This is a genomic window from Hyphomicrobium sp., from assembly GCF_036833075.1.
Classification (GTDB): Bacteria; Pseudomonadota; Alphaproteobacteria; order Rhizobiales; family Hyphomicrobiaceae; genus Hyphomicrobium_C.
In genome coordinates, this window is the sequence record NZ_DAITQL010000008.1 from 38,503 (window position 1) to 57,665 (window position 19,163).

Genomic DNA, 19,163 nt, shown 5'->3' on the forward strand with positions numbered 1-19,163 from the left:
GTCCTAAAGAAAAACAGAATGCAGGATAGAGAGGTTCGTTGTTTCTCTATCCTGCACAGGACCGAAATTCCTAAAGTGCGCACGATCAAAAATCGAATCGAACACGTATCAATTGAATCGCACGAGATAGCGCTCGTTGCGCATGAAGCAGTGCGCCACACGCCATTCGAGCGCGTCCTCGTGATCGGAGAAGATCACGCGATCGAGACGCAAGAGAGGCGTTCCCTCGGCGACGCCGAGATCGCTGGCGTGGTGCGCGGTCGCGAGCGCGATGTCGACACGTTCGTCCGCACGCCCGACAAGAATGGAATTGAGCTGAGCCAGCGCGGAAAGACGATAGCTTCCGAAATCCTCGGGCAGTCGTCCGAAGAGCTTCGTCGGAAGCAGGCAGACCTCCGTCATGAAGATCTGCTCCTGATGCGTACGCACCCGTTCGACGCGGATAACCTCGTCGCCCCGCCGCAGCCCAAGCCGCGCGGCTTCCTCGGCACCCGCCGGCTCGCGCAGAATGGACCGGGCACGTTTCGTGCCTGAGATCCGCTTTCCTTCGGAGTTGTGGAACATCGACAGCGGGAATGTCGTCTCGGCCGACGCATAATCGTTGACGAACGTTCCGCGCCCCTGTCGGCGCGTCACGATCCGCTCGACCTCCATGAGATCGAGCGCCTTGCGCACGGTTCCGATGCTGATGCCGAGTTGTTGGGCGAGCTGCGTCTCGTTTGGAAGCGTCGCCCCGGGCTTCCAGTGACCGACCACGATCCGCTGCACCAGGACATCGCGCACCTGCAGATAAAGCGGCCGCGCCGCAAGCCGAGTTTCCAAGTCTGGCATGCTATTCCCCCGAGGTTTGAGATGAACGAGGCCCGTGACCTCGTGCTGACATAACGCGGGATCCGACCAACGCTCTCCCGACGGATGAAGTGAGCATTATGGTGAGAAAACTAATATGCAACCATAAATTGCATATTCGAATAACAAAAGGCCAGACAGTTGGGGAAAACGCACAGTGCCACAATCAGTGAACGATAATTTTTATCCGATAAATCATATGGATTATCTTGCAAGTTAGGAGGCGGCGGGTGCGGTGTGCCCAGGCATCGCCTGCATGCCAAATAAAATCTCAAGTTGAAATTATGTAACGGGAAAACGGAAGAAATCCCGGTGTTGAGGCGGCTCGCGGGAAGACACGCGGGCCCCACGATCGGGTCAGACCTCGTCAGCAGTAGCGGAACACGCCGGAAGCTTGGAGGGCGACTCCGGTCTCAAATGGAACCAGCCGCCTGGCTAGGTTGCGGACTCATGATTGGGTGGGACATTGATAGGACGCAACCTAGAACCGCGCGTACATCGCCTGAACGCTGGTGAGGAGATCCTGGCTGATGTCGACGATCCCCGTCTGGCCGAGCAGCAGCGACGGGATGGACGTCGTCGATTGCTGGTTCTCCATGTCGTAGAGAGCGGTGAACCGCGCAATGAACTTGTCGAGCTTCGCAGGATCCTTGAAGTCTTCGAAGTTGATGCGCTTCTCGAGGAGGGCTGCGAGCATATCCGTATCCATGTTCGCAACCGCGTCCGGAAGCGACAGCGCCGTCGTCACGAAAGCGAACAACGCCTTGTCGGCGAGAATGGAGTATCCGGACGTGATGCTCTCCGCCTTGCGCTGGAAATAGAGAGCGAGACGGACTCCTTCGTTCTGCTCTCCGGCGCTCACCTCCATCGTCTGGCGAAGGAAGAGATCCTGCGTCTCGACAAGTGCATTGGGATCCTGGACTGAGCCGAGCGTCACGCGCTTCACGGATCCATCGGACGCAAAATTGAAAGCGCTTGCGATCTCGCGGAAGCGCTCGTTCCCGGCCCTGTTGACGAAGCTCGTAGCATCGGACGCGTCGCTCGTCAGCGCAGCCCGCAGCGTCTGAAGGAACAGCGGGCTTGTCTCCTTCTCGAAGCCGTAGGCCTTCTTCAGGAACGTGACGACGCGCTTGTCGGCGAGCAGATCATCGACGCTCTCGACGGACTCCAACACCGAGCTGTAGTAGTCGATCTCGACCTGCCCGGCTTCTTTCTGAAAGTCGTATTGGCCGAGCGTGTCCTCGTAGAGGGCGATCGTCTTCGACTGGGCGGACGAATATTGCGCGACCAGCTGGCCCTGCGCCTTTCCGTCAGCACCGAAGTTGAACGCCGCGGCCATCGCCTTGAAGCGCGGATCGCGGGTCAGGTTGGCGTAGCTGGTGGAGCTGTTGGGATCGCTGGTCAGCACCTTCCGGATCGTGGCTTTGGTCACCGAGTTCCGATCGATGCCGAAGGCATCGAGGATGTACTTGTAGGCGCGGGTATCGTTGATCAGATCATCGACGTTCGAGACCAGACCGATCAGCGTCTTGTAGTCCTCCGTATTGCTTTTCTCGGTGGCGAGCTTCTCGGACTCGTAATTCGCGTAATAGGCGGTGACCGTCTCTTGCTGCTGCTCTTCCGTCTGCGCGAGCACGCCGGCATCGAGCGAGCCGTCGGTGTTGAAGTTGAACATCGACGCAAGCTTGGCGTATTCCGTCTTTGTGTTCGCGTAGCTGTCCGGATCGCTAAGATCGCTGGTCAGGATATCGCGCACCATCTGCTTGGACACCGTGAGCGGATCGATGCCGGCCGCGATCACGACATAGTCGCGCAGGAGGTCGTTGTCGACGAGATCGTCGACCGACGTCAGGCTGCCGATCAATCCATTGTAGACGCCGGTATTGAAGGCGGCCGCCGAGGCCGACCGTGCGGCGCCGTTGGCGTCGTAGTTGAGATAGACCGTCTGCAGCATCTGCGCGCCCGTTTGGGCCTGCTCGCCCAGCGCTAGGCTGCCGTCCGCCTGGAACGAGAATGCGGCCGCGAGCTTCTCGTACTTATCGAGGTTCGGCGAGGTGGCAACGGCCGAGAGATCGCCGCTGATCACCTGCTTGATCGCGCTCTCCGACGCGATGCTTGCGTCGATGCCGTAGGCGGTGAGCGCGAACTCGAACAACCGCGCGTCGGCGACGAACTGATCGGCCGACGCGATGGTCGCCATGCGAGCCTGATAGTATTCGACCTCGGCGGTGACCGCAGTCCCCTTGCGCAGGCGCTGCTCCGAGTAGAGACCGACGAGGGTGGCCAGATCCGACGTGTCCTGCACGACGGAGGTCCCTGCCTTCACGGTCCCGTCGGACTTGAAATTGAAGGCACGCGCGAATTCCACATACCGCTGGTCGGTCAACTTGCGAACGAAGCTGTTCTGGTCCGTGACGTCGCTTTCCAGCACCTTGCGCATGAAGGCTTTGGCGTAGGTCATGTCCTCGAGGCCATAGGCCTTCATGGCATAGGCGTAGAGGCGCTGATCCTTGAGGAAGTCGTCGACCGACGTGACCTTGCCGATGTTCTCCCGGTAATACGCCTGCTCGCGCGCGACCTGCGCATTGGCGAGCGTCCGCTGCACCGCTTTGCCGTAGTCGGCCGTGTACATCCGGTAAGAGAGGAAGGTGGAAATCATCGCCGGCTCTCCGCTCGAAACCCGCCCGAAACCCGCCAGCGCCGCCGCGACGCGGAGAGCCGCGACCCGACGCCGGCAACGCCTTCCATGCTACCGCGAGGAGCTTATGTGAGCCTGCCGGCAGACCGGCCATCGGCCGCAAGCTCACACCGGCCGGCACCGCAGAGCCGTGCGCGAACGGATTTTAACCGTGATTTTAGGGACGAGAGGTAACGGGAGCCTTAACTTGAGGACCACACGGGCACGCGCGGGGCGGCCGGAGCCCTGTTGTCCGGCCTGCCTGCCCGCAAGGGCTACTTGCGGGCCTCGAGCGCGGCCGGAAGCTGGCCGTTGCCGGTCGCGGCAGCCGGCGGCGGGCTGACGCTCACGATCAGCGCAAGGCTATCGAGAAAATCGTCCACGCGCTTGCCGTTGAGCGCCGAGAGCAGCTTCTCCTCGATACGCTGCACGATCGGCGCGACCGCCTTGAACAGGCGCGTACCCTCGTCGGTGATCTTGACCTCGTAGGCGCGCGCGTCGTCCTTGTCCCGCTTGCGCTGGATGATGCCCTTCTTCAGCATGCGCCGCACGATATCGGCCATCGTCGAACGATCGATGCCGGTCGCATCCACAAGCTTGCTCTGGCTGAGCCCGTCCGCGTGGGCAAGCGCGAAGAGCACCGCATACTGCCGCGCCGTGAGATCGTGGTCCGCCATTTCGGCCTGATAGATTTCCGTGACCACCTGCACCGCCCGATGAAAGAGATGCAGAGGCGACTGCCCGAAACCGGAATCTGCAGAATTTCGCGTCATGGATGTTCTCGCCGTACGGTTGCACGCACCGGTTGGACTTTCAGCTCAGGAAACGACGCTTTACCCGCCCGGCGCTGCCCGACGTGCAATCGTCAGTCGACTCCTCAGTCGAGAAACTCTATTAAATGCAATGATAAGATCTTGCTCGCACCACACGGCGCTAGGTGTCGACCAAGGGGAGATTCGAGGTAGGAAAGCATGATCTTTTCGACCAACGATGTTCACCCACGGGAAAGATTGGCCTACTGGGTCGAAGTCGCGACACGCGGTTATGTGGCGCACGATTTCCACCCCGAGGACGCCGGCACCTTCAATGGATCGGTCGAGATCGGCGTGCTCGGCGGCACCATCGGGATGGCGAGGTTCCGGGCCGGCGGCGGGCGCGTTCACCGGTCGGAGCGCTATGCGTCGCGCTCGAGCACGGACGATATCCTTCTCGGAATGACCTACGCGGGCGGCGTGAGCGTGGCCCAGGACGGCGTCGAATCGACGATCGACGGCTGCGGCATGTTCCTGGTCGATTCCCTGCGCCCGTTCGAGATCAAGCTGCACACGACCTGCAACAACATCGCCCTTCGCATCCCGCGCCCGCTGATCGAAGCCCGCCTCGGCACCCTCGCCGGCCGGATGGCTCATGCGATCACGGAGACGACCGGGATCGAGGCCCTCGCCATGGGCTACCTGAAGCTCGTGTCCGAAAAGATCGACTCCCTGGACGAGCTTGCGAACCTCAAGGCTGCGGAGCAGTTGCTCGACCTGGTGGCGCTTGCATTCACAACCGGAGCCGGTAGCGCTCCGAGCCTCTCCTCGGCGCGCGCCACCGCCCTCTTGCGGCTCAAGGCGATCGTCGAGCGGCGACTGGTCGAGCCGGATCTGAAGCCCGAGCGCGTGGCGGCGGAAGCCGGCATCTCCGTGCGCTACGCCAACGCGCTGCTCGGTGAGGAGCACACCTCCATCGAGCGCTACATCGCCGAACGGCGGCTCGAGCGCAGCCGGGCCGCGCTCGAGGATGCCACCCAATGTCATCGCAATATCGGTGAGATCGCCTTCAGTTGGGGCTTCTCCGATCTTTCGCATTTCGGCCGCCGCTTCAAGGCGCGGTTCGGGGTAACACCGACGGACTACAGGCGCCGGGCCGCGCTAATCGCCTCCAGGACAGCGGCCGGCGATGCCGCGAGCCCTGCGGCCGCGCGTCCGACCAACGCTGCCTTTACCGCGGAAAACGGCCTCGAGCGGCCCGCAGACCTCCGCCGTGTGACAACGCACGCCCGACGTGCTTAGGCTGCGCCTGGCTCCGCGCCATCCGCACACCCAGCAAGAAGCACAAATGTCGAAGAAAATAGCCGGCCCCGAGATCGAGCGGGTTGTTCAGCTCCTGGCGCGTCTCCCCGGCCTCGGCCCCCGCTCCGCACGCAAAGCCGCGCTCGCGCTACTCAAGCGGCGCGAGGAGCTGCTCGTCCCCCTGGCGGACGCCTTGGGCGTCGCCGTCCGCGCCATTGTCGAGTGCCCCACCTGCGGCAACCTCGATACGGTGTCGCCCTGCACGATCTGCAGCGACGGCCGGCGCGACCGCAGCACGATCGTGGTCGTTGAGGAGATCGGCGATCTCTGGGCGCTCGAGCGCGCCGCGGTGATCAACGCGCCCTACCATGTGCTGGGCGGTCATCTGTCACCGCTCGACGGCATCGGGCCGGACCGCCTCAACATTCCGCGTCTCCTCGAGCGTGCGGCGGCGGGAGAGGTGAAAGAGATCATCCTGGCCCTCAACGCCACGGTTGAAGGCCAGTCGACCGCTCATTATCTGACGGAGCAATTGAGTCCGACGGGTGTCGTCGTTTCCCGCCTCGCGCAAGGCGTCCCCATCGGCGGCGAGCTCGACTATCTGGACGAAGGCACGCTGGCGGCCGCCATCAAGGCGCGCAAGAGGCTCTGACGACGGCACGCTCCCGACGGCCGTTTCCCGAAAGGATCACGATGGACACCCGCCCGAATTCGGGCGCGCTCTCCCACGCGCCACCGAAATTCGTCGTCGGATCCCTGCTACGGCACATCCTCGTCATGAGCGGCGCGGGCGGCGTTGGCCTCGGCGCGATCTTCCTCAGCGATCTCGCCAACATCGTTTTCCTGTCCTGGCTGAACGATCGGGCCGTTCTCTCCGCGGTGGGCTACGCGAGCTCGATCCTCTATTTCACGATTGCGATCGGCATCGGCATCGGCATCGCCGCCACCACCATGGTCTCGCGGACGCTGGGCCAGAGGCGCCGGCTCCGCGCAGCCCGTTATTCCGTCAACGCGCATATCGCGAGCCTCGTCGCGGGCGTGATCGCCGCGGCCCTCATGTTCCTGACCATCCCCTGGCTTCTCACCGCCCTCGGCGCCGACGGTCGCACGCACGAGCTCGCCACGCGCTATCTCATGATCGTGACCGTCGGCCTGCCGGCGCTCGCGCTCGCCATGACGTCCGCATCCGTCCTGCGCGCGGCGGGCGACGCGCGCCGCGCCATGAACGTCACACTCTATGGCGCGGTGGTGAACACCATCCTCGACCCCATTCTCATTTTCGGCTTCGGCCTCGGAATCGACGGGGCGGCATGGGCGACGGTCGGCGCCCGCCTGGCATTCATGGCCGTGGGCCTCCACGGCGTGGTCCGCGTGCACGGACTGACCGCCCGGCCGCGCTTGCCCGCGTTCGCGGCCGACGTCCCGACCTTCACCACGATCGCGGTGCCGGCGATCCTGACCAACATCGCCTCTCCGGTCTCGAACGCCTACGTCACGGCCGCCATCGCCACCCATGGCGACGATGCCGTCGCGGGCTGGGCGATCATCGGACGCATTCTGCCCGTCGCCTTCGGCGCCATCTACGCGCTGTCGTCCTCCATCGGCCCCATCATCGGCCAGAACTACGGCGCCGAGGAAAGCGCCCGCGTGCGGGACGCGTTCAAGCTCGCCCTCGCCGTCAATGTCGGCTTCACCGCCGCCGCCTGGATCGTGCTCGCCCTGCTCTCGCCGAGCCTCGTCAGCCTCTTCGGCGTCACCGGCGCCGCGGCCGACCTGATCACCCTGTTCAACGTCTGGCTCGCGCCGCTGTTCGCGTTCATGGGGGCTCTGTTCGTCGTCAACGCCGTGTTCAACACGCTCGACTTCCCGCACTATGCGACGCTTCTGAACTGGGGTCGCGCGACCTTGGGCACCATCCCGCTCGTGCACCTCGGCAGTTGGCTCGCGGGCGCCGAAGGGGTTCTCACGGCCCACATGGCCGGCGGCATCCTCTTTGGCTGCCTCGCCGTTTGGCTCTGTCTCAGGCTCTTCGACCGGCTGCTCGGCGGCGCCCATCCGGCCGGCTAGCCTCCCGCGCGCCGAACCTGTGCATGCGGGCGCCGGCCCCGCCCGCCGTTCTTGTTGCGCCCCGCACGGCTACGATAGGATTCGCGACATCAGAATCGGCAGGATCGGCCTCGCGAGTGACCAAGCCCGTATCGGAGCGAATAGCCCTCGTCGCGCCCTCGTTGGAGGCCGCCGCCATCCTGCGCCACGACCTCATCGAATGGTTGACCAGGAAGGGCCACCGCGTTCTCTGCATGACCCCGCCCGGCCCCGGACGCTACCTCCGCATCCTGCGCGGCATCGGCGCCCAGCACCGCGCCGTCGAGCCGCCGCAGCCGGCGCTGCGTATCCTGGCCGACTGGCAGACGATTGCGGGCCTCATGGCCCAGTTCAAGGATTGGCAGCCCGACATCGTGCTCGCCGTCGGCCTGCGCACACTGACGCTCGCCGCCGCCGCGGCGCGGCGAGCCGGCGTCCGGCGCGTCATCAGCATGGTCAACGGCCTGCCGCGCGACGGCGTCGAAAGCGTCGGGCGCCGGCGATTTGCCGATGCGATCCGTGCCAGCGATGCGGTCGTGCTCCATAATCGCGACGACGCGCGCACCCTGGCGCGGCTCGGCCTCCTGCCGCGCAATCTTGAGACGCTGATCGTCCCCGGCAGCGGCATCGATCTCAAGCGCTTTCCCGCCGTGCCGCTTCCGCCGCTCGACGGCGGGCTCGCCTTCCTCATGATGAGCCGGCTCGAGCGCCGCCGCGGCGTGCTCGAATACAAGGCCGCCGCCCAAAGACTGAAGGCTGCGTGGCCGGGCGCAACCTTCCGTTTCGCGGGCCAGCCGAGCGACGCGTCCGACGCCGTTGCGCCGGACAGTCTGACCGACGGTGGCGCCGTCGAGTACCTCGGCCACCTCGAGGACGTTCACCCGGCGCTCGCCGCCTGCCACGTCTTCGTCTATCCGTCCCACGGCGAGGGCATGCCGCGCGCGGTGCTGGAAGCGCTCGCCACGGGCCGGCCCGTCGTGACGACGCACGCGCCGGGCTGCGCCGACACGGTGGACGAGAAGGTCTCCGGCTGCATGGTCGCGCCCGCCAATGCGGCGAGCCTCGCCGTCGCCATGGAGAGCTATCTGCGAAACCCCGGCCTGCTGGCCACGGGATCGCGCGCGGCGCGCCTCAAGGCCGAGCGCCGGTTCGACGTCAAGGACGTGAACGCCGCCCTCGCCCGCATCATCGGCGTCGCCTGACCTCTCACCCCGACGCGAGACCCTCAGGCCAGGGCTTTGTACAGCCGGGTGCTGAGCTTGGGCAGCAGGAACGAGTGGGCGGGATCGACCAGCATCCCCGGCTGGATGGCCTGCCGCCCCAGCAGCATGCGATGCGCGAGCCCATGCCGGTTCGTGAGCCCGAGCTCGATCGGCCAGGCACGGCCGCCGACACGCAGCGTCGTCCTGACGATGTAGCGGCACTCCCGCTCCCCGCTCGAGCTCATGACGTCGCGCGCGCCGAGGAGGTCGGCTTCGCACCGGACGACGAGCTCAGGCGCTTCCAGCAGAGGGCGAACGAGAAACCGCACACGCGGCGCGGAGGGCGGACCGAGCGTCTCGATGTCCTCGGCATGCAGCGCCGACGTCCGCGCGCCCGTGTCGACCTTCGCCTTGATGGCGAACAGCCCGAGCTCCGGCAAGGCGACCCATTCGCGCCGGCCGAGGATCAGAGGTTGGCGGTCGTGCTTCATCGGCACCGGCATCGGCAAGCGAAAACTCTCCGCACTATTACATAATGTTACAATAGAGTTGGTAACGAATGCAGACGGTTTCTTGATCCCTGGTAATCATACGTAGCCTCGACGGTCGCTGAGGGCGCACATGGGCGGCGTCCCGCACCGCATTGACCGCTCCCTCCGACTTCCCTATTTCAAGGCCATGTCCATACTTCCGATCGTCACCTTGCCCGAACCCCTGCTGCGCAAGGAATCCGCCCCTGTCGAGCGCGTCGACGCGGAGCTTCTGAAGCTTGCCGACGACATGCTGGAAACCATGTACGACGCCCCCGGGGTCGGCCTCGCCGCCGTGCAGGTCGGCGTGCCGAAGCGCCTGATCGTGCTCGACGTCGCCGACGAGGACGATACGCCGAACCCGCTTACGCTGTTCAATCCCGAGATCCTGAAGATCGACAGTGACGAAACCCACATCCACGAGGAAGGCTGCCTCTCGATCCCGGACTTCCGGATCGAGATCGAGCGCCCCGCACGCCTTGTCATCGGCTACATCGACCGCGCCGGCAAGCCGCAGGAGCTTGCAGCCGACGGTCTCCTCGCGACCGCGCTCCAGCACGAGATCGACCACCTGAACGGCAAGCTGATCATCGATTTCCTGTCGCGCTTGCAGCGCGACAGGATCGTGCGCAAGTTCAAGAAGGCCGCGCGCGAAACCTCCGCCTGACGCCGCCTGCCCGAAAAGCTGATGGACCTCTCACCGGAATGCCGGAGGCTGCCGATGTCGCTTCGCATCGTGTTCATGGGAACCCCCGACTTCTCGGTGCCGGCCCTGGAGGCGATCCATGGCGCGGGCCATGACGTGCTGGCGGTCTATTCTCAGCCGCCCCGGCCGGCCGGACGCGGTCTCGCCGAGCGCCCCTCACCCGTCCACGCGAAGGCGGCTGCACTCGCCATTCCCGTGCGCACGCCGCGCTCCCTCAGGGAGCCCGAGCAGCAGACGCTCTTCGCCGATCTCAAGGCCGACGCCGCCGTCGTCATCGCCTACGGGTTGATCCTGCCCAAGGCCGTGCTCGCCGCGCCGCGCCTCGGCTGCTTCAACGTCCATGCCTCGGCGCTCCCCCGCTGGCGCGGCGCCGCGCCGATCCAGCGCGCCATCATGGCCGGCGACACGGAGACCGCCGTCATGGTCATGCGCATGGAGGAAGGTCTCGACACCGGGCCCGTCGGGCTGAGCAAAACCGTTCCCATCGGCCCCGACACGACGGCGGGCGAGCTTCACGACACGCTGGCGAGACGCGGCGCCGATCTCATCGTCGCCGCGCTCCGCTCACTCGCGGATGGCACCTTCCGCGCCGTGCCCCAGTCCGCCGAGGGCGTGACCTACGCCGCCAAGATCGACAAGAGCCAGACCGGGATCGATTTCACAAAGCCGGCCGCCGAGGTTCACAATCATATCCGCGGCCTCTCGCCCTTTCCCGGCGCCTGGTTCGAGGTCGCACCGCCCGGCGGCAAGCCCGAGCGCATCAAGGTCCTGCGCACGGCGCTCGGTCGAGGAAGCGGCCCGCCCGGCGAGATCCTCGACGATGCGCTCACGATCGCCTGCGGAGAAGGCGCAATCCGCCTCGTCGAAATCCAGCGTGCCGGCAAACGCACCATGACGGCTGAGGAGTTGCTGCGCGGCTTCGCCCTGCCCCGCGGCACCCGCATCGGCCGGCGCGGCGGCGATTAAGCATCCCGGGTAAGCATCCCGAGTGAACGCGCCCTAAACCAGCGGTGTTCTCTCCTAAAGTCGCGGCAAAACCCGCTTGGAGCGCTCCATGACCCGCACGCTCGCCGCCTCAGCCGTAGCCCTTCTTCTCACCATCGCCTCCGCGGCGGCCGAGGAGCCTACGACGACCCGCATCCTTCCCTACAACATCTATGGGGCGACCGTGACCGTCGAGCATGGCGTCCGCGTCTTCCGTCCGCTGCCTGCGGATGGACACGTGATCGTCAATCCCGGCAACCGCACGCCTATGAGCCTCAACGTCTTCGAGCCCGGCGTGCCGCTGGTCCGCGATCGCCGCTGATCCCGCACCCTTGAGGTGTTGCGCCGGAAAAGCTAGGCAGGGGCCGTCCTTCAACGGTCTGAAGCCATGCCCCGCTATCGCCTGACTATCGAATACGACGGCACGCCGTTCGTCGGCTGGCAAGTCCAGCCCGACGGCGCTTCCGTGCAGGGCGCGCTCGAAGCCGCGATCGCAAAGCTCACCGGCGAAACCCCGGGTGTGCGCGGCGCCGGCCGCACCGACGCCGGCGTGCACGCCCGCGGCCAGGTCGCCCATGTCGATCTCGAAAAGGAATGGTCGCCCGACACGCTGCGCGACGGCCTCAACTTCTACCTGAAGCCCAGGCCGGTCGTCGTACTGGCCTGCTCGGGCGCGCCGGCCGGCTTCGACGCGCGCTTCAGCGCCACCCGGCGCCATTACCTTTATCGTATCCTCGCGCGCCGCGCCCCTCCGGCGCTCGAACGCAACCGCGTCTGGTGGATACCGCGTGCGATCGATTTCGACGCCATGCGCGACGCCGCCGCCGTGCTCGTCGGCCGCCACGACTTCACGACCTTTCGCGCCGCCCAGTGCCAGGCGAAATCGCCCGTGCGCACGCTCGACCGGCTCGACGTCTCGCAGGAGGGCGACGAGATCCGCATCACGGCCTCAGCCCGTTCGTTCCTGCACAATCAGGTGCGATCCATGGTCGGCAGCCTGAAACGCGTCGGCGACGGCAAATGGACGAGCGACGACCTCAGCGCCGCGCTCGAAGCACGCGACCGGACGGCCTGCGGCCCGGTTGCCCCGGCCGCTGGCCTTTATCTCATGGCTGTGGACTACAGCTAGCGCGCCACCGTCACCGGGCAATGCGCGCGTGCCACCACGTCGCGCGATACCGAGCCCAGCATCAGGCGCGACACGGCGCCCTTGCCACCCGTTCCGACCACGATGTGATTGATATCGTTCTGCTCTGCGTAACCGATGATCGCCTGCACCAGGTCGCGGCTCTCCACGTCCACCAGCCTGACGTTGGTGGCGCCTTCCTTCTCCGCTTCGGCGGCAGCCTTCGAAAGCGCGCTTGCGACTTCGCTCTCGGTCCAGACCAGCGTCGCCGCACCGCCGCGGCCGTATCCGCCGACGAGCTGGTTGACGATCAGGATCGTCAGCTCACCCTTGAACGCGTCGGCAATCTTGACGGCGGTGTCGATGGCCGGGAGGCTGTGCTCGGTATCGTCGATCGCGCAGAGAATTTTAGTCATGTTCCACCCATGTTGTTTTGTTCATGAAAGAAAGTTTCACAGCGCTAAGGCCCTGCTGACATTGACGTAGATCAATCCTAGGCCGCGAAAGCGTACCGGCCCATCCCCCGGACCACGTCGCTTCGGACCCATCCGAAGCCTCGCTCCTGGGCCTCGTGGAAAACTTAGAGCATGGTTTGATTGAAAGGAAAATATTTGATTGAAAGGAAAATAATCGCGCTCCCGAGGCCTACCACGCGTTGAAGAGCCGGCGGATCAGGCGGACATAAAGGTGCCCCGGCACCCAGCCGCGCGGCCAGACCGCGAGCCTCGCGTTCGGCTGATAGCGCAGCCGCGGCCAGAAACCCGTCGAGGCGCGCCAGATGCTGCGCGCAACCATCTCCGGCTCCGCACCCGCCTCCTCCCATGCTTTGATGTTCGGCATCACTCCGTCGACGAACGTATCGTAGCCGGTGAGCCCCGGCTTTTTCGCAATCTCGCGCGAGCGATCGAAGAAGTCGGTCCGGATCATGCCGGGCTCGATGATCTTAACCTTGATGTTATGCTGGCGAAGCTCGAGCCAGAGCCCCTCGGAGAACCCCTCGAGCGCCCACTTCGTCGCGCTGTACATGGAATAGAGCGGCAGGGTCATGCGCCCCGCGGCAGATCCCACGTTGACGATGCGGCCCTGCTGGCGCGCGCGCATGTGCGGCAGCACAGCCCGCGTCACGTTGAACACCCCGAACAGGTTGCATTCGAACTGCTTGCGGATCTGCGCGTCCGTCTGCGCCTCGAACGGCCCGATCAGGCCGTAGCCCGCGTTGTTGACGACGACATCGATGGCGCCGAACCGGGCGAGCGCATCGCGGACCGCCGCATCGACGGAGCCCTGATCCGTCACGTCGAGCCGGAACAGCGCGATGCGGTCGGAGACGCTTCCGAGGTCGTTTGTCTCGGGCGTGCGCATCGTCGCCGCGACGTTCCAGCCCTTGGAGGCGAACAGTTCCGCCGTGGCCCGGCCGATGCCGCTCGAGGCCCCGGTGATAAGGACGGTCTTTCCGGTACTCAAAACCCCGTTCCACAAAATAAAGCCGCCGGGCGGTCCAGCCCGGCGTGCGGTTGAACGCAACGATGGGATCAGTCGATCATCGACAGGAATTCCTGTCGCGTGATCGCGCGGTCGCGGAAGATCCCGAGCATGCGGCTCGTCACCATGTCCGTCCCCGGCTTGTGGATGCCGCGCGTCGTCATGCAGTGATGCTCGGCCTTGATCACCACCGCGACACCCTGCGGCTTGAGCGCAGTCTCGATGGCGTTGGCGATCTGCGCCGTCATCTTCTCCTGGATCTGAAGCCGCTTGGCATAAACCTCGACGACGCGCGCCAGCTTCGAGATGCCGACCACCCGGCCGTTCGGGATATATCCGACCCAGGCCCTGCCGATGATCGGCGCCAAATGATGCTCGCAATGGCTTTCGAAGCGAATGCCGCGCAGCACGATCATCTCATCGTAGCCCTCGGTCTCCTCGAAGGTCTTCTGCAGGATCGCCTCGGGATCGTCCTGATAGCCGCGGAAATACTCCTGGAAAGCTTTCACCACGCGTTTCGGCGTCTCGATCAGGCCGTCGCGCGCCGGATCGTCGCCCGCCCACCTGAGGAGCGTGCGTACCGCAGCCTCCGCCTCCTCGCGCGTGGGTGCCGTCACGGCGCGAACCGCCTCGGCCTCGGAAACCTTGATCAGCTTGTTCGTCATCGGGGGCGATTGCGCCATCGCGTGAACCTTCATGAGCCTCGGAAAAAAGGGCCGTCTCAGCCTTCGAAACGTCCGCTATCGGTACGGTTCGGGCCGAGCCTCGGATCAGGCGATCTTGCGGGAAACCACCGTGCGAGGAGAAGGCCGTCGGAAAAGGAGCCAAGCCTTTCCCTTAACATAGTGGGCGGGGTAGGGAAGGGAAGAACGCTTCATCCGGGCGCCATGATTAATGGGAACGCGATGAAGCCCTTGCACGCCGCCATAGCGACGCCATATGGCACGGGAGCGCTCATGACAAGGCAATCGCATTCAATGCAGTGGCGACACGCCGCATGCGCCGCAGCCATGCTGGTCATCGGCGCCGGGGACGCCGGCGCCGATTCCATGCTGAGCGCCTTCGATTACCCTTATCCGGTGAGCCGCTACAGCTTCGCCTCCCAGGGCCAGGCCCTCTCCATGGCCTACATGGACGTCGCGCCGTCCGGCGCCGCCGGGAACGGCAGAACGGTCGTCCTCCTGCATGGCAAGAACTTCTGCGGCGCCACCTGGGAAGGCGTCATCGGGCCGCTCGCCGCGGCGGGCTACCGCGTGATCGTCCCCGACCAGGTGGGCTTCTGCAAATCGACCAAGCCCGCCACCTACCAGATGAGCTTTCACCAGCTCGCCGCCAACACCCGGTCTCTGCTCGGAGAGATCGGCATCACCCGCCCGATCCTCGTCGGCCACTCGATGGGCGGCATGCTGGCGGTCCGCTATGCGCTGAGCTTCCCCGACGACACGTCGGCGCTCGTGCTCGTCAACCCGATCGGCCTCGAGGACTGGAGCGCAAAGGGCGTGCCCGGGCGCACCATCGACGCCTTGCTCGAAGGCGAGCGCAAGACCAACGCATCCGCCATCAGGTCCTACCAGCAGAAGACCTACTACGACGGCCGCTGGCGTCCCGAGTTCGACCGCTGGGTCGACATGCTGGCCTCGATGTACGCTGGCCCCGACCGCGAGCGCACCGCCCTTTCGCAGGCCCGCGCCTCCGACATGATCTTCTGGCAGCCGGTCGTCCACGAGTTCCCGCGCCTCTCGGTGCCGACCGTGCTCATGATCGGCGAGCGCGACACGACGGCCATCGGCAAGGACCGCGCCCCGCCCGAGATCGCCGCCACGCTCGGCCGCTATCCGGAGCTGGCCCGCGACGCGGAAAGGCGCATCCCGAACGCGCGCCTCGTCACCTTCCCGAAGCTTGGCCACGCCCCGCACATCGAGGAGCCCGGCGAGTTCAACGCCGCTCTCCTGGCCGAGCTTGGCCGCCTTCCCGCGCCTTGAATCCGCCGCTGCAAACCGACACATGAAGGCCGCTTGCCGCAGGGAAAAGACGAACGCATGACGGACCGCATCTCGCCGCCCGAGGCGCTGATCTACGCCATGGTCACGGTCTCGGCCGCCGATCACACGATCTCCGTGGAGGAGCTGGACCGCATCGGCTCCATCGTCCACGAGCTGCCACCGTTCCACGACTTCACGCGCAACTGGCTCGCCGACACCGCACAACAGTGTGGCGCCCTGCTGAAGACACCGAACGGCGTCGAGCGCGTGCTCGCGATCGTCAAGACCAGCCTGCCCCCGCGCCTCTACGAGACGGCCTATGTCCTCTGCGCCGAGGTCGCGGCATCGGATCTCGCGGTGCACGCCAACGAGACGCGCTTCCTGGGGCTGCTCGCCACGGCACTCGGTCTCGACGGGCCGGCCTGCGCCGCCCTGGAACGCGGTGCCCGCGCCCGCCACCAGCGCGCCTGACAGTCGTCATGGCCACGCAGACAGCGCGTCGCGCCGCGCCGCCACGCGCGGCGCACGACCTTCACCCCAGCCGGTCCGCAAAACGGACGATCGCACGTACGGCGTCGGCGAGATTGCCCTCCAGCGTCGCCCCGGAGCTTTTGCGCGGCGCGAGATCATGGTCGCCGTCGGTCGCCCAATGCACGGAGATGGCAGGCGCGAGTCCATACCCCGCAACCTCGGCCGGCCCGCCGAACGGATCCCGCTCGCCCTGAACGATCAACGTCGGACAGGTGAGGGTTCGGAGATGGCGCGTGCGAAGCTGCTCGGGTCTCTTCGGCGGGTGAAACGGGTATCCGAGAGAGACGAGCCCCGCGATCCGCCCCGCGTCGAACAGCGGTTGCGCAGCGAGACTCGCAACCCGCCCGCCGAGCGACTTGCCGCCGATCAGAAGCCTTCCGCCGCACATCGTCGCGAGCGCGCCCTCGACTGCGGCCGTGTACTCTCCGATGAGCGCCTCGGCCTTTGGCGGCGGGCGCCGCGAGCCTTGAAGCCGCGCCGTCATGTAGCCGAAATCGAAGCGCCGGACGCGGAGGCCTGCGTCCGCGAGGAGCGCGGAAACCCGCTCCATCCAGGGACTTGTCATCGGCGCGCCGGCGCCCGGGGCCAGCAGCAGCGTCGTCTCGGCCCTCACCGGCCCCACGGAAAGAAAAGCCGTCATCGGCGTTTTGTATACCTTTGGACGCGTTTTGTCGGCGATCGGGCGGCAAGGTCACAATTTGACCCCGCCCCGCGCTAAGATGCGTCAACTGATTTGCTGCGGGACTCATGGCCCTCATCTCACACACCATGACCGGGTTGGCGCTCGTCGGGCTGCTGATCCCCCTGGCCGCGCGATCCATTGCCGCGGAGGGGGACGGTGCGGCCGCTGCCGCGACTGCGGTCGCGCCTACCCACTCCTGGCAGGGCCCCGCAGCCGCAACCGCCGAAGCGGCCGCAAAGCAGGCGGCGCAGAAGGATGCCATCGTCCCGCCGCTGCCGCAGCCGGCCCAGCGCCCGGCGGAGAGCACGCCCGCGAAAGCGGCAGCAAAACCGGCCGCCGCGAAAGACGCCAAGGGCGAGGACAGCGCCAAGACGAAGCCGGTCATGACGGCAAAGCAGCTCTTCGGCAGCGTGACGTCGCCGGCACCCCTCGCGGCGCGCGCGGTCGGCTGGTACGCCAAGGGCTGCCTCGCGGGCGGCAAGCCGATCGCCGTGGACGGGCCGGGCTGGCAGGTCATGCGCCTCTCGCGCAACCGCAACTGGGGCCACCCGGAACTTGTCGCGCTGATCGAGCGCCTGGCGCGCGAGAGCACCGCCAAAAAGGAATGGCCGGGCCTGCTCGTCGGCGACATGTCGCAACCGCGCGGCGGGCCGATGATCTCAGGCCACGCCAGCCATCAGGTCGGCCTCGACGCCGACATCTGGCTGACACCGATGCCGGATCGCCAGCTGACGCGCCGCGAGCGCGAGGATATGTCGGCCGTATCGATGCTGAAGAACGCCGGCGAGGTGGACCCCAAGGTCTGGGGCGAAGGCCAGTTCAAGCTGATCAAGCGCGCGGCATCGTACGCGAAGGTCGAGCGTATCCTCGTCCATCCCGCGCTTAAGAAGGCGCTCTGCGAAGCGGAGACGAAGGACAAGGGCTGGCTGAACAAGGTGCGCCCCTATTTCGGGCACTACTATCATTTCCACATCCGCATGGCCTGCCCGAGCGGATCGGCAAACTGCAAGCACCAGCCTCCGATTCCAGGCGGCGACACCTGCGGCGCCGAGCTCACCGATTGGCTGAAGCGGGTGGCACCGAAACCCAAGAAGCCGCCGACTGCGGAAACGAAGCCGAAGCCGTCGAAGCCGGCCAAACCCCAGCCGCCGAAGCCCGAGATGACGCTTGCCGACCTGCCGGCCGAGTGCCGGGCCGTGCTCACGGCCGGCGGCAACGTGCCTCCGACCGTACCCAGGACGCTCGTCGACAAGAGCAAGGACGCGGGCCCCGAGAAGGACGTCACGGTCCGCACCGCCGCCCCCGCGCCGCCCGACGCAAAGGCCGCTCCCGCCAAGGCCACCGCCAACTGACCCTCTTTTCTGCTTGAGAGCGTTATGCGCGTAGCGGACGGGCTAGGGCGCGCGACCGGCGTAGCCTCTCCATCCCCCTACGCCACCACACCGGGCCGCGGCGGCGGATGGCCGAACGGCCGCACCGGCATGGTGTAGATGTCCCCCGCCGGCACCGTCACGATCTCCCGCTCCGGCCAGCGCAGGGCCGTGAGTTTGCCGCCGAAGCAGCAGCCCGTATCGATGCAGAGCGTGGTGTGCACCCACTCCGCATCCGGCACCGGCGTGTGCCCGTAGACGATCGTCGTGCGGCCCGTGTACTCCGCCGCCCAATGATAGCGGATCGGCAAGCCGAACTTGTCCGTCTCGCCCGAGGTCTCGCCGTAGAGGCAGAAGCGGCGCACGTCCCCCGAGGCGCGCCCCAGCATCTCCTCCTTGATCCCCGCATGCGCCACCGCAATCGCCCCCGCGTCAAACCACAGGTAGATCGGCAGCGTCCGGAAGAAGCTGCGCACGGCGCCGCGGAACGCCTTCGGCTGAGGATCGAACTGCGCGATGGTGCGGTCCATCCCGTGCGTCGGCTTGACGTCCTTGCCGTCGAGCCAGCGCTGGAACTTCACGTCATGGTTGCCGGGCACCGCGAATCCGACGCCGGCCTCGACCATGCTCATGACGATGCGCAGTACGTCCGGCGCACGCGGGCCCCGGTCGACGAGATCGCCAACGAACACCGCGCGCCGCCCGGCAGGCGGCGTCACCGTGACATAAGCGTCCGCCCGCGTGCCGCGCCACGCAACGTCGTAGCCAAGCTTGATCAGAAGCGCCTCGAGCTCCCCGGCGCAGCCGTGCACATCGCCGATGAAGTCGAACGGACCGCGCTCGTCCCGCCGGTCGCAACGGGCCAACTCTTCATCCTGGAGATCGAATCTGCTCATCGGTGGG

At 66.1% G+C, this 19,163-nt stretch carries 20 protein-coding genes; 11 read left to right on the plus strand and 9 right to left on the minus strand.

The window, feature by feature from the left end; all coding sequences use genetic code 11:
* Positions 1-108 precede the first annotated feature (108 nt).
* From V7082_RS04210 to V7082_RS04220, 3 genes are all read right to left on the minus strand, one after another.
* Positions 109-831, minus strand: a complete 723-nt coding sequence (locus tag V7082_RS04210; RefSeq protein ID WP_334146369.1) for a GntR family transcriptional regulator — start codon at positions 829-831, stop codon at positions 109-111.
* A 499-nt stretch (positions 832-1,330) separates the two neighbouring features.
* Positions 1,331-3,508: a DUF1217 domain-containing protein gene (locus V7082_RS04215; RefSeq protein ID WP_334146370.1), complete on the minus strand. Its 2,178-nt coding sequence runs from the start codon at positions 3,506-3,508 to the stop codon at positions 1,331-1,333.
* 293 nt (positions 3,509-3,801) lie between these two features.
* The gene (locus V7082_RS04220; protein WP_334146371.1) at positions 3,802-4,299 is read right to left on the minus strand and encodes a MarR family winged helix-turn-helix transcriptional regulator; all 498 of its coding nucleotides are present in this window, start codon (positions 4,297-4,299) and stop codon (positions 3,802-3,804) included.
* 198 nt (positions 4,300-4,497) lie between these two features.
* Here V7082_RS04220 and V7082_RS04225 point away from each other — a divergent pair, with 198 nt between their 5' ends.
* The 4 genes from V7082_RS04225 to V7082_RS04240 all read left to right on the plus strand — a co-directional run bounded on the left by V7082_RS04225 (position 4,498) and on the right by V7082_RS04240 (position 8,867).
* The gene (locus tag V7082_RS04225) at positions 4,498-5,580 is read left to right on the plus strand and encodes a helix-turn-helix domain-containing protein (RefSeq protein ID WP_334146372.1); all 1,083 of its coding nucleotides are present in this window, start codon (positions 4,498-4,500) and stop codon (positions 5,578-5,580) included.
* Positions 5,581-5,626: 46 nt separating this feature from the next.
* Positions 5,627-6,232, plus strand: coding sequence for a recombination mediator RecR (recR, locus tag V7082_RS04230; protein ID WP_334146373.1), 606 nt, complete (start codon positions 5,627-5,629; stop codon positions 6,230-6,232).
* Between the two features lie 41 nt (positions 6,233-6,273).
* Positions 6,274-7,647 carry an MATE family efflux transporter gene (locus tag V7082_RS04235; RefSeq protein WP_334146374.1) on the plus strand — a complete coding sequence of 458 codons (1,374 nt, stop codon included), beginning with the start codon at positions 6,274-6,276 and terminating at the stop codon, positions 7,645-7,647.
* Between the two features lie 116 nt (positions 7,648-7,763).
* Positions 7,764-8,867 (plus strand): glycosyltransferase, encoded by a 1,104-nt coding sequence (locus tag V7082_RS04240; RefSeq protein WP_334146375.1) that lies wholly within the window; start codon positions 7,764-7,766, stop codon positions 8,865-8,867.
* A 23-nt stretch (positions 8,868-8,890) separates the two neighbouring features.
* Here V7082_RS04240 and V7082_RS04245 read toward each other — a convergent pair whose 3' ends face one another.
* Complete coding sequence (locus V7082_RS04245) at positions 8,891-9,370, minus strand: ATP-dependent zinc protease family protein (RefSeq protein WP_334146403.1); 480 nt, start codon at positions 9,368-9,370, stop codon at positions 8,891-8,893.
* A 175-nt stretch (positions 9,371-9,545) separates the two neighbouring features.
* Between V7082_RS04245 and def the strand changes: the two genes are divergently transcribed.
* From def to truA, 4 genes are all read left to right on the plus strand, one after another.
* Positions 9,546-10,064 (plus strand): peptide deformylase, encoded by a 519-nt coding sequence (gene def / locus V7082_RS04250; RefSeq protein ID WP_334146404.1) that lies wholly within the window; start codon positions 9,546-9,548, stop codon positions 10,062-10,064.
* Positions 10,065-10,118: 54 nt separating this feature from the next.
* The gene (gene fmt, locus V7082_RS04255; protein WP_334146376.1) at positions 10,119-11,069 is read left to right on the plus strand and encodes a methionyl-tRNA formyltransferase; all 951 of its coding nucleotides are present in this window, start codon (positions 10,119-10,121) and stop codon (positions 11,067-11,069) included.
* A gap of 88 nt (positions 11,070-11,157) precedes the next feature.
* Positions 11,158-11,409: a hypothetical protein gene (locus V7082_RS04260; protein WP_334146377.1), complete on the plus strand. Its 252-nt coding sequence runs from the start codon at positions 11,158-11,160 to the stop codon at positions 11,407-11,409.
* A 66-nt stretch (positions 11,410-11,475) separates the two neighbouring features.
* Positions 11,476-12,216 carry a tRNA pseudouridine(38-40) synthase TruA gene (gene truA, locus V7082_RS04265; RefSeq protein ID WP_334146378.1) on the plus strand — a complete coding sequence of 247 codons (741 nt, stop codon included), beginning with the start codon at positions 11,476-11,478 and terminating at the stop codon, positions 12,214-12,216.
* On the opposite strand, the gene V7082_RS04270 is transcribed toward truA, so the two are convergent.
* The 3 genes from V7082_RS04270 to folE all read right to left on the minus strand — a co-directional run bounded on the left by V7082_RS04270 (position 12,213) and on the right by folE (position 14,360).
* On the minus strand, positions 12,213-12,629 hold the full coding sequence (locus tag V7082_RS04270; RefSeq protein ID WP_334146379.1) for a universal stress protein: 417 nt from the start codon (positions 12,627-12,629) through the stop codon (positions 12,213-12,215). The genes truA and V7082_RS04270 overlap by 4 nt on opposite strands.
* 229 nt (positions 12,630-12,858) lie before the next feature.
* Positions 12,859-13,677, minus strand: a complete 819-nt coding sequence (locus V7082_RS04275; RefSeq protein ID WP_334146380.1) for an SDR family oxidoreductase — start codon at positions 13,675-13,677, stop codon at positions 12,859-12,861.
* A 68-nt stretch (positions 13,678-13,745) separates the two neighbouring features.
* On the minus strand, positions 13,746-14,360 hold the full coding sequence (gene folE / locus V7082_RS04280) for a GTP cyclohydrolase I FolE (RefSeq protein ID WP_334146405.1): 615 nt from the start codon (positions 14,358-14,360) through the stop codon (positions 13,746-13,748).
* A 312-nt stretch (positions 14,361-14,672) separates the two neighbouring features.
* On the opposite strand from folE, the gene V7082_RS04285 reads away from it, so the two are divergent.
* Together V7082_RS04285 and V7082_RS04290 are read left to right on the plus strand one after the other, a co-directional pair.
* Positions 14,673-15,677: an alpha/beta fold hydrolase gene (locus V7082_RS04285; RefSeq protein ID WP_334146381.1), complete on the plus strand. Its 1,005-nt coding sequence runs from the start codon at positions 14,673-14,675 to the stop codon at positions 15,675-15,677.
* A 57-nt stretch (positions 15,678-15,734) separates the two neighbouring features.
* On the plus strand, positions 15,735-16,148 hold the full coding sequence (locus tag V7082_RS04290; protein WP_334146382.1) for a tellurite resistance TerB family protein: 414 nt from the start codon (positions 15,735-15,737) through the stop codon (positions 16,146-16,148).
* 61 nt (positions 16,149-16,209) lie between these two features.
* Here the strand turns inward: V7082_RS04290 and V7082_RS04295 are convergent, their stop codons facing one another.
* Entirely contained in the window at positions 16,210-16,848 is a 639-nt protein-coding gene (locus V7082_RS04295) for an alpha/beta hydrolase family protein (RefSeq protein WP_334146383.1), read from the minus strand.
* A 107-nt stretch (positions 16,849-16,955) separates the two neighbouring features.
* Between V7082_RS04295 and mepA the strand changes: the two genes are divergently transcribed.
* A complete protein-coding gene (mepA, locus tag V7082_RS04300; protein ID WP_334146384.1) occupies positions 16,956-18,242 on the plus strand; it encodes a penicillin-insensitive murein endopeptidase in 1,287 nt (428 codons plus the stop codon).
* 77 nt (positions 18,243-18,319) lie between these two features.
* Here mepA and V7082_RS04305 read toward each other — a convergent pair whose 3' ends face one another.
* Positions 18,320-19,156 carry a metallophosphoesterase gene (locus V7082_RS04305; RefSeq protein WP_334146385.1) on the minus strand — a complete coding sequence of 279 codons (837 nt, stop codon included), beginning with the start codon at positions 19,154-19,156 and terminating at the stop codon, positions 18,320-18,322.
* Positions 19,157-19,163 lie beyond the last annotated feature (7 nt).

Bases quoted from the DNA above. Each gene is read 5' to 3' on its own strand.
- V7082_RS04210 (WP_334146369.1), bottom strand. From the start codon at position 831: ATGCCAGACTTGGAAACTCGGCTTGCGGCGCGGCCGCTTTATCTGCAG.
- V7082_RS04215 (WP_334146370.1), bottom strand. From the start codon at position 3,508: ATGATTTCCACCTTCCTCTCTTACCGGATGTACACGGCCGACTACGGC.
- V7082_RS04220 (WP_334146371.1), bottom strand. From the start codon at position 4,299: ATGACGCGAAATTCTGCAGATTCCGGTTTCGGGCAGTCGCCTCTGCAT.
- V7082_RS04225 (WP_334146372.1), top strand. From the start codon at position 4,498: ATGATCTTTTCGACCAACGATGTTCACCCACGGGAAAGATTGGCCTAC.
- recR (WP_334146373.1), top strand. From the start codon at position 5,627: ATGTCGAAGAAAATAGCCGGCCCCGAGATCGAGCGGGTTGTTCAGCTC.
- V7082_RS04235 (WP_334146374.1), top strand. From the start codon at position 6,274: ATGGACACCCGCCCGAATTCGGGCGCGCTCTCCCACGCGCCACCGAAA.
- V7082_RS04245 (WP_334146403.1), bottom strand. From the start codon at position 9,370: ATGCCGGTGCCGATGAAGCACGACCGCCAACCTCTGATCCTCGGCCGG.
- def (WP_334146404.1), top strand. From the start codon at position 9,546: ATGTCCATACTTCCGATCGTCACCTTGCCCGAACCCCTGCTGCGCAAG.
- fmt (WP_334146376.1), top strand. From the start codon at position 10,119: ATGTCGCTTCGCATCGTGTTCATGGGAACCCCCGACTTCTCGGTGCCG.
- V7082_RS04260 (WP_334146377.1), top strand. From the start codon at position 11,158: ATGACCCGCACGCTCGCCGCCTCAGCCGTAGCCCTTCTTCTCACCATC.
- truA (WP_334146378.1), top strand. From the start codon at position 11,476: ATGCCCCGCTATCGCCTGACTATCGAATACGACGGCACGCCGTTCGTC.
- V7082_RS04270 (WP_334146379.1), bottom strand. From the start codon at position 12,629: ATGACTAAAATTCTCTGCGCGATCGACGATACCGAGCACAGCCTCCCG.
- folE (WP_334146405.1), bottom strand. From the start codon at position 14,360: ATGACGAACAAGCTGATCAAGGTTTCCGAGGCCGAGGCGGTTCGCGCC.
- V7082_RS04285 (WP_334146381.1), top strand. From the start codon at position 14,673: ATGCAGTGGCGACACGCCGCATGCGCCGCAGCCATGCTGGTCATCGGC.
- V7082_RS04290 (WP_334146382.1), top strand. From the start codon at position 15,735: ATGACGGACCGCATCTCGCCGCCCGAGGCGCTGATCTACGCCATGGTC.
- V7082_RS04295 (WP_334146383.1), bottom strand. From the start codon at position 16,848: ATGACGGCTTTTCTTTCCGTGGGGCCGGTGAGGGCCGAGACGACGCTG.
- mepA (WP_334146384.1), top strand. From the start codon at position 16,956: ATGGCCCTCATCTCACACACCATGACCGGGTTGGCGCTCGTCGGGCTG.
- V7082_RS04305 (WP_334146385.1), bottom strand. From the start codon at position 19,156: ATGAGCAGATTCGATCTCCAGGATGAAGAGTTGGCCCGTTGCGACCGG.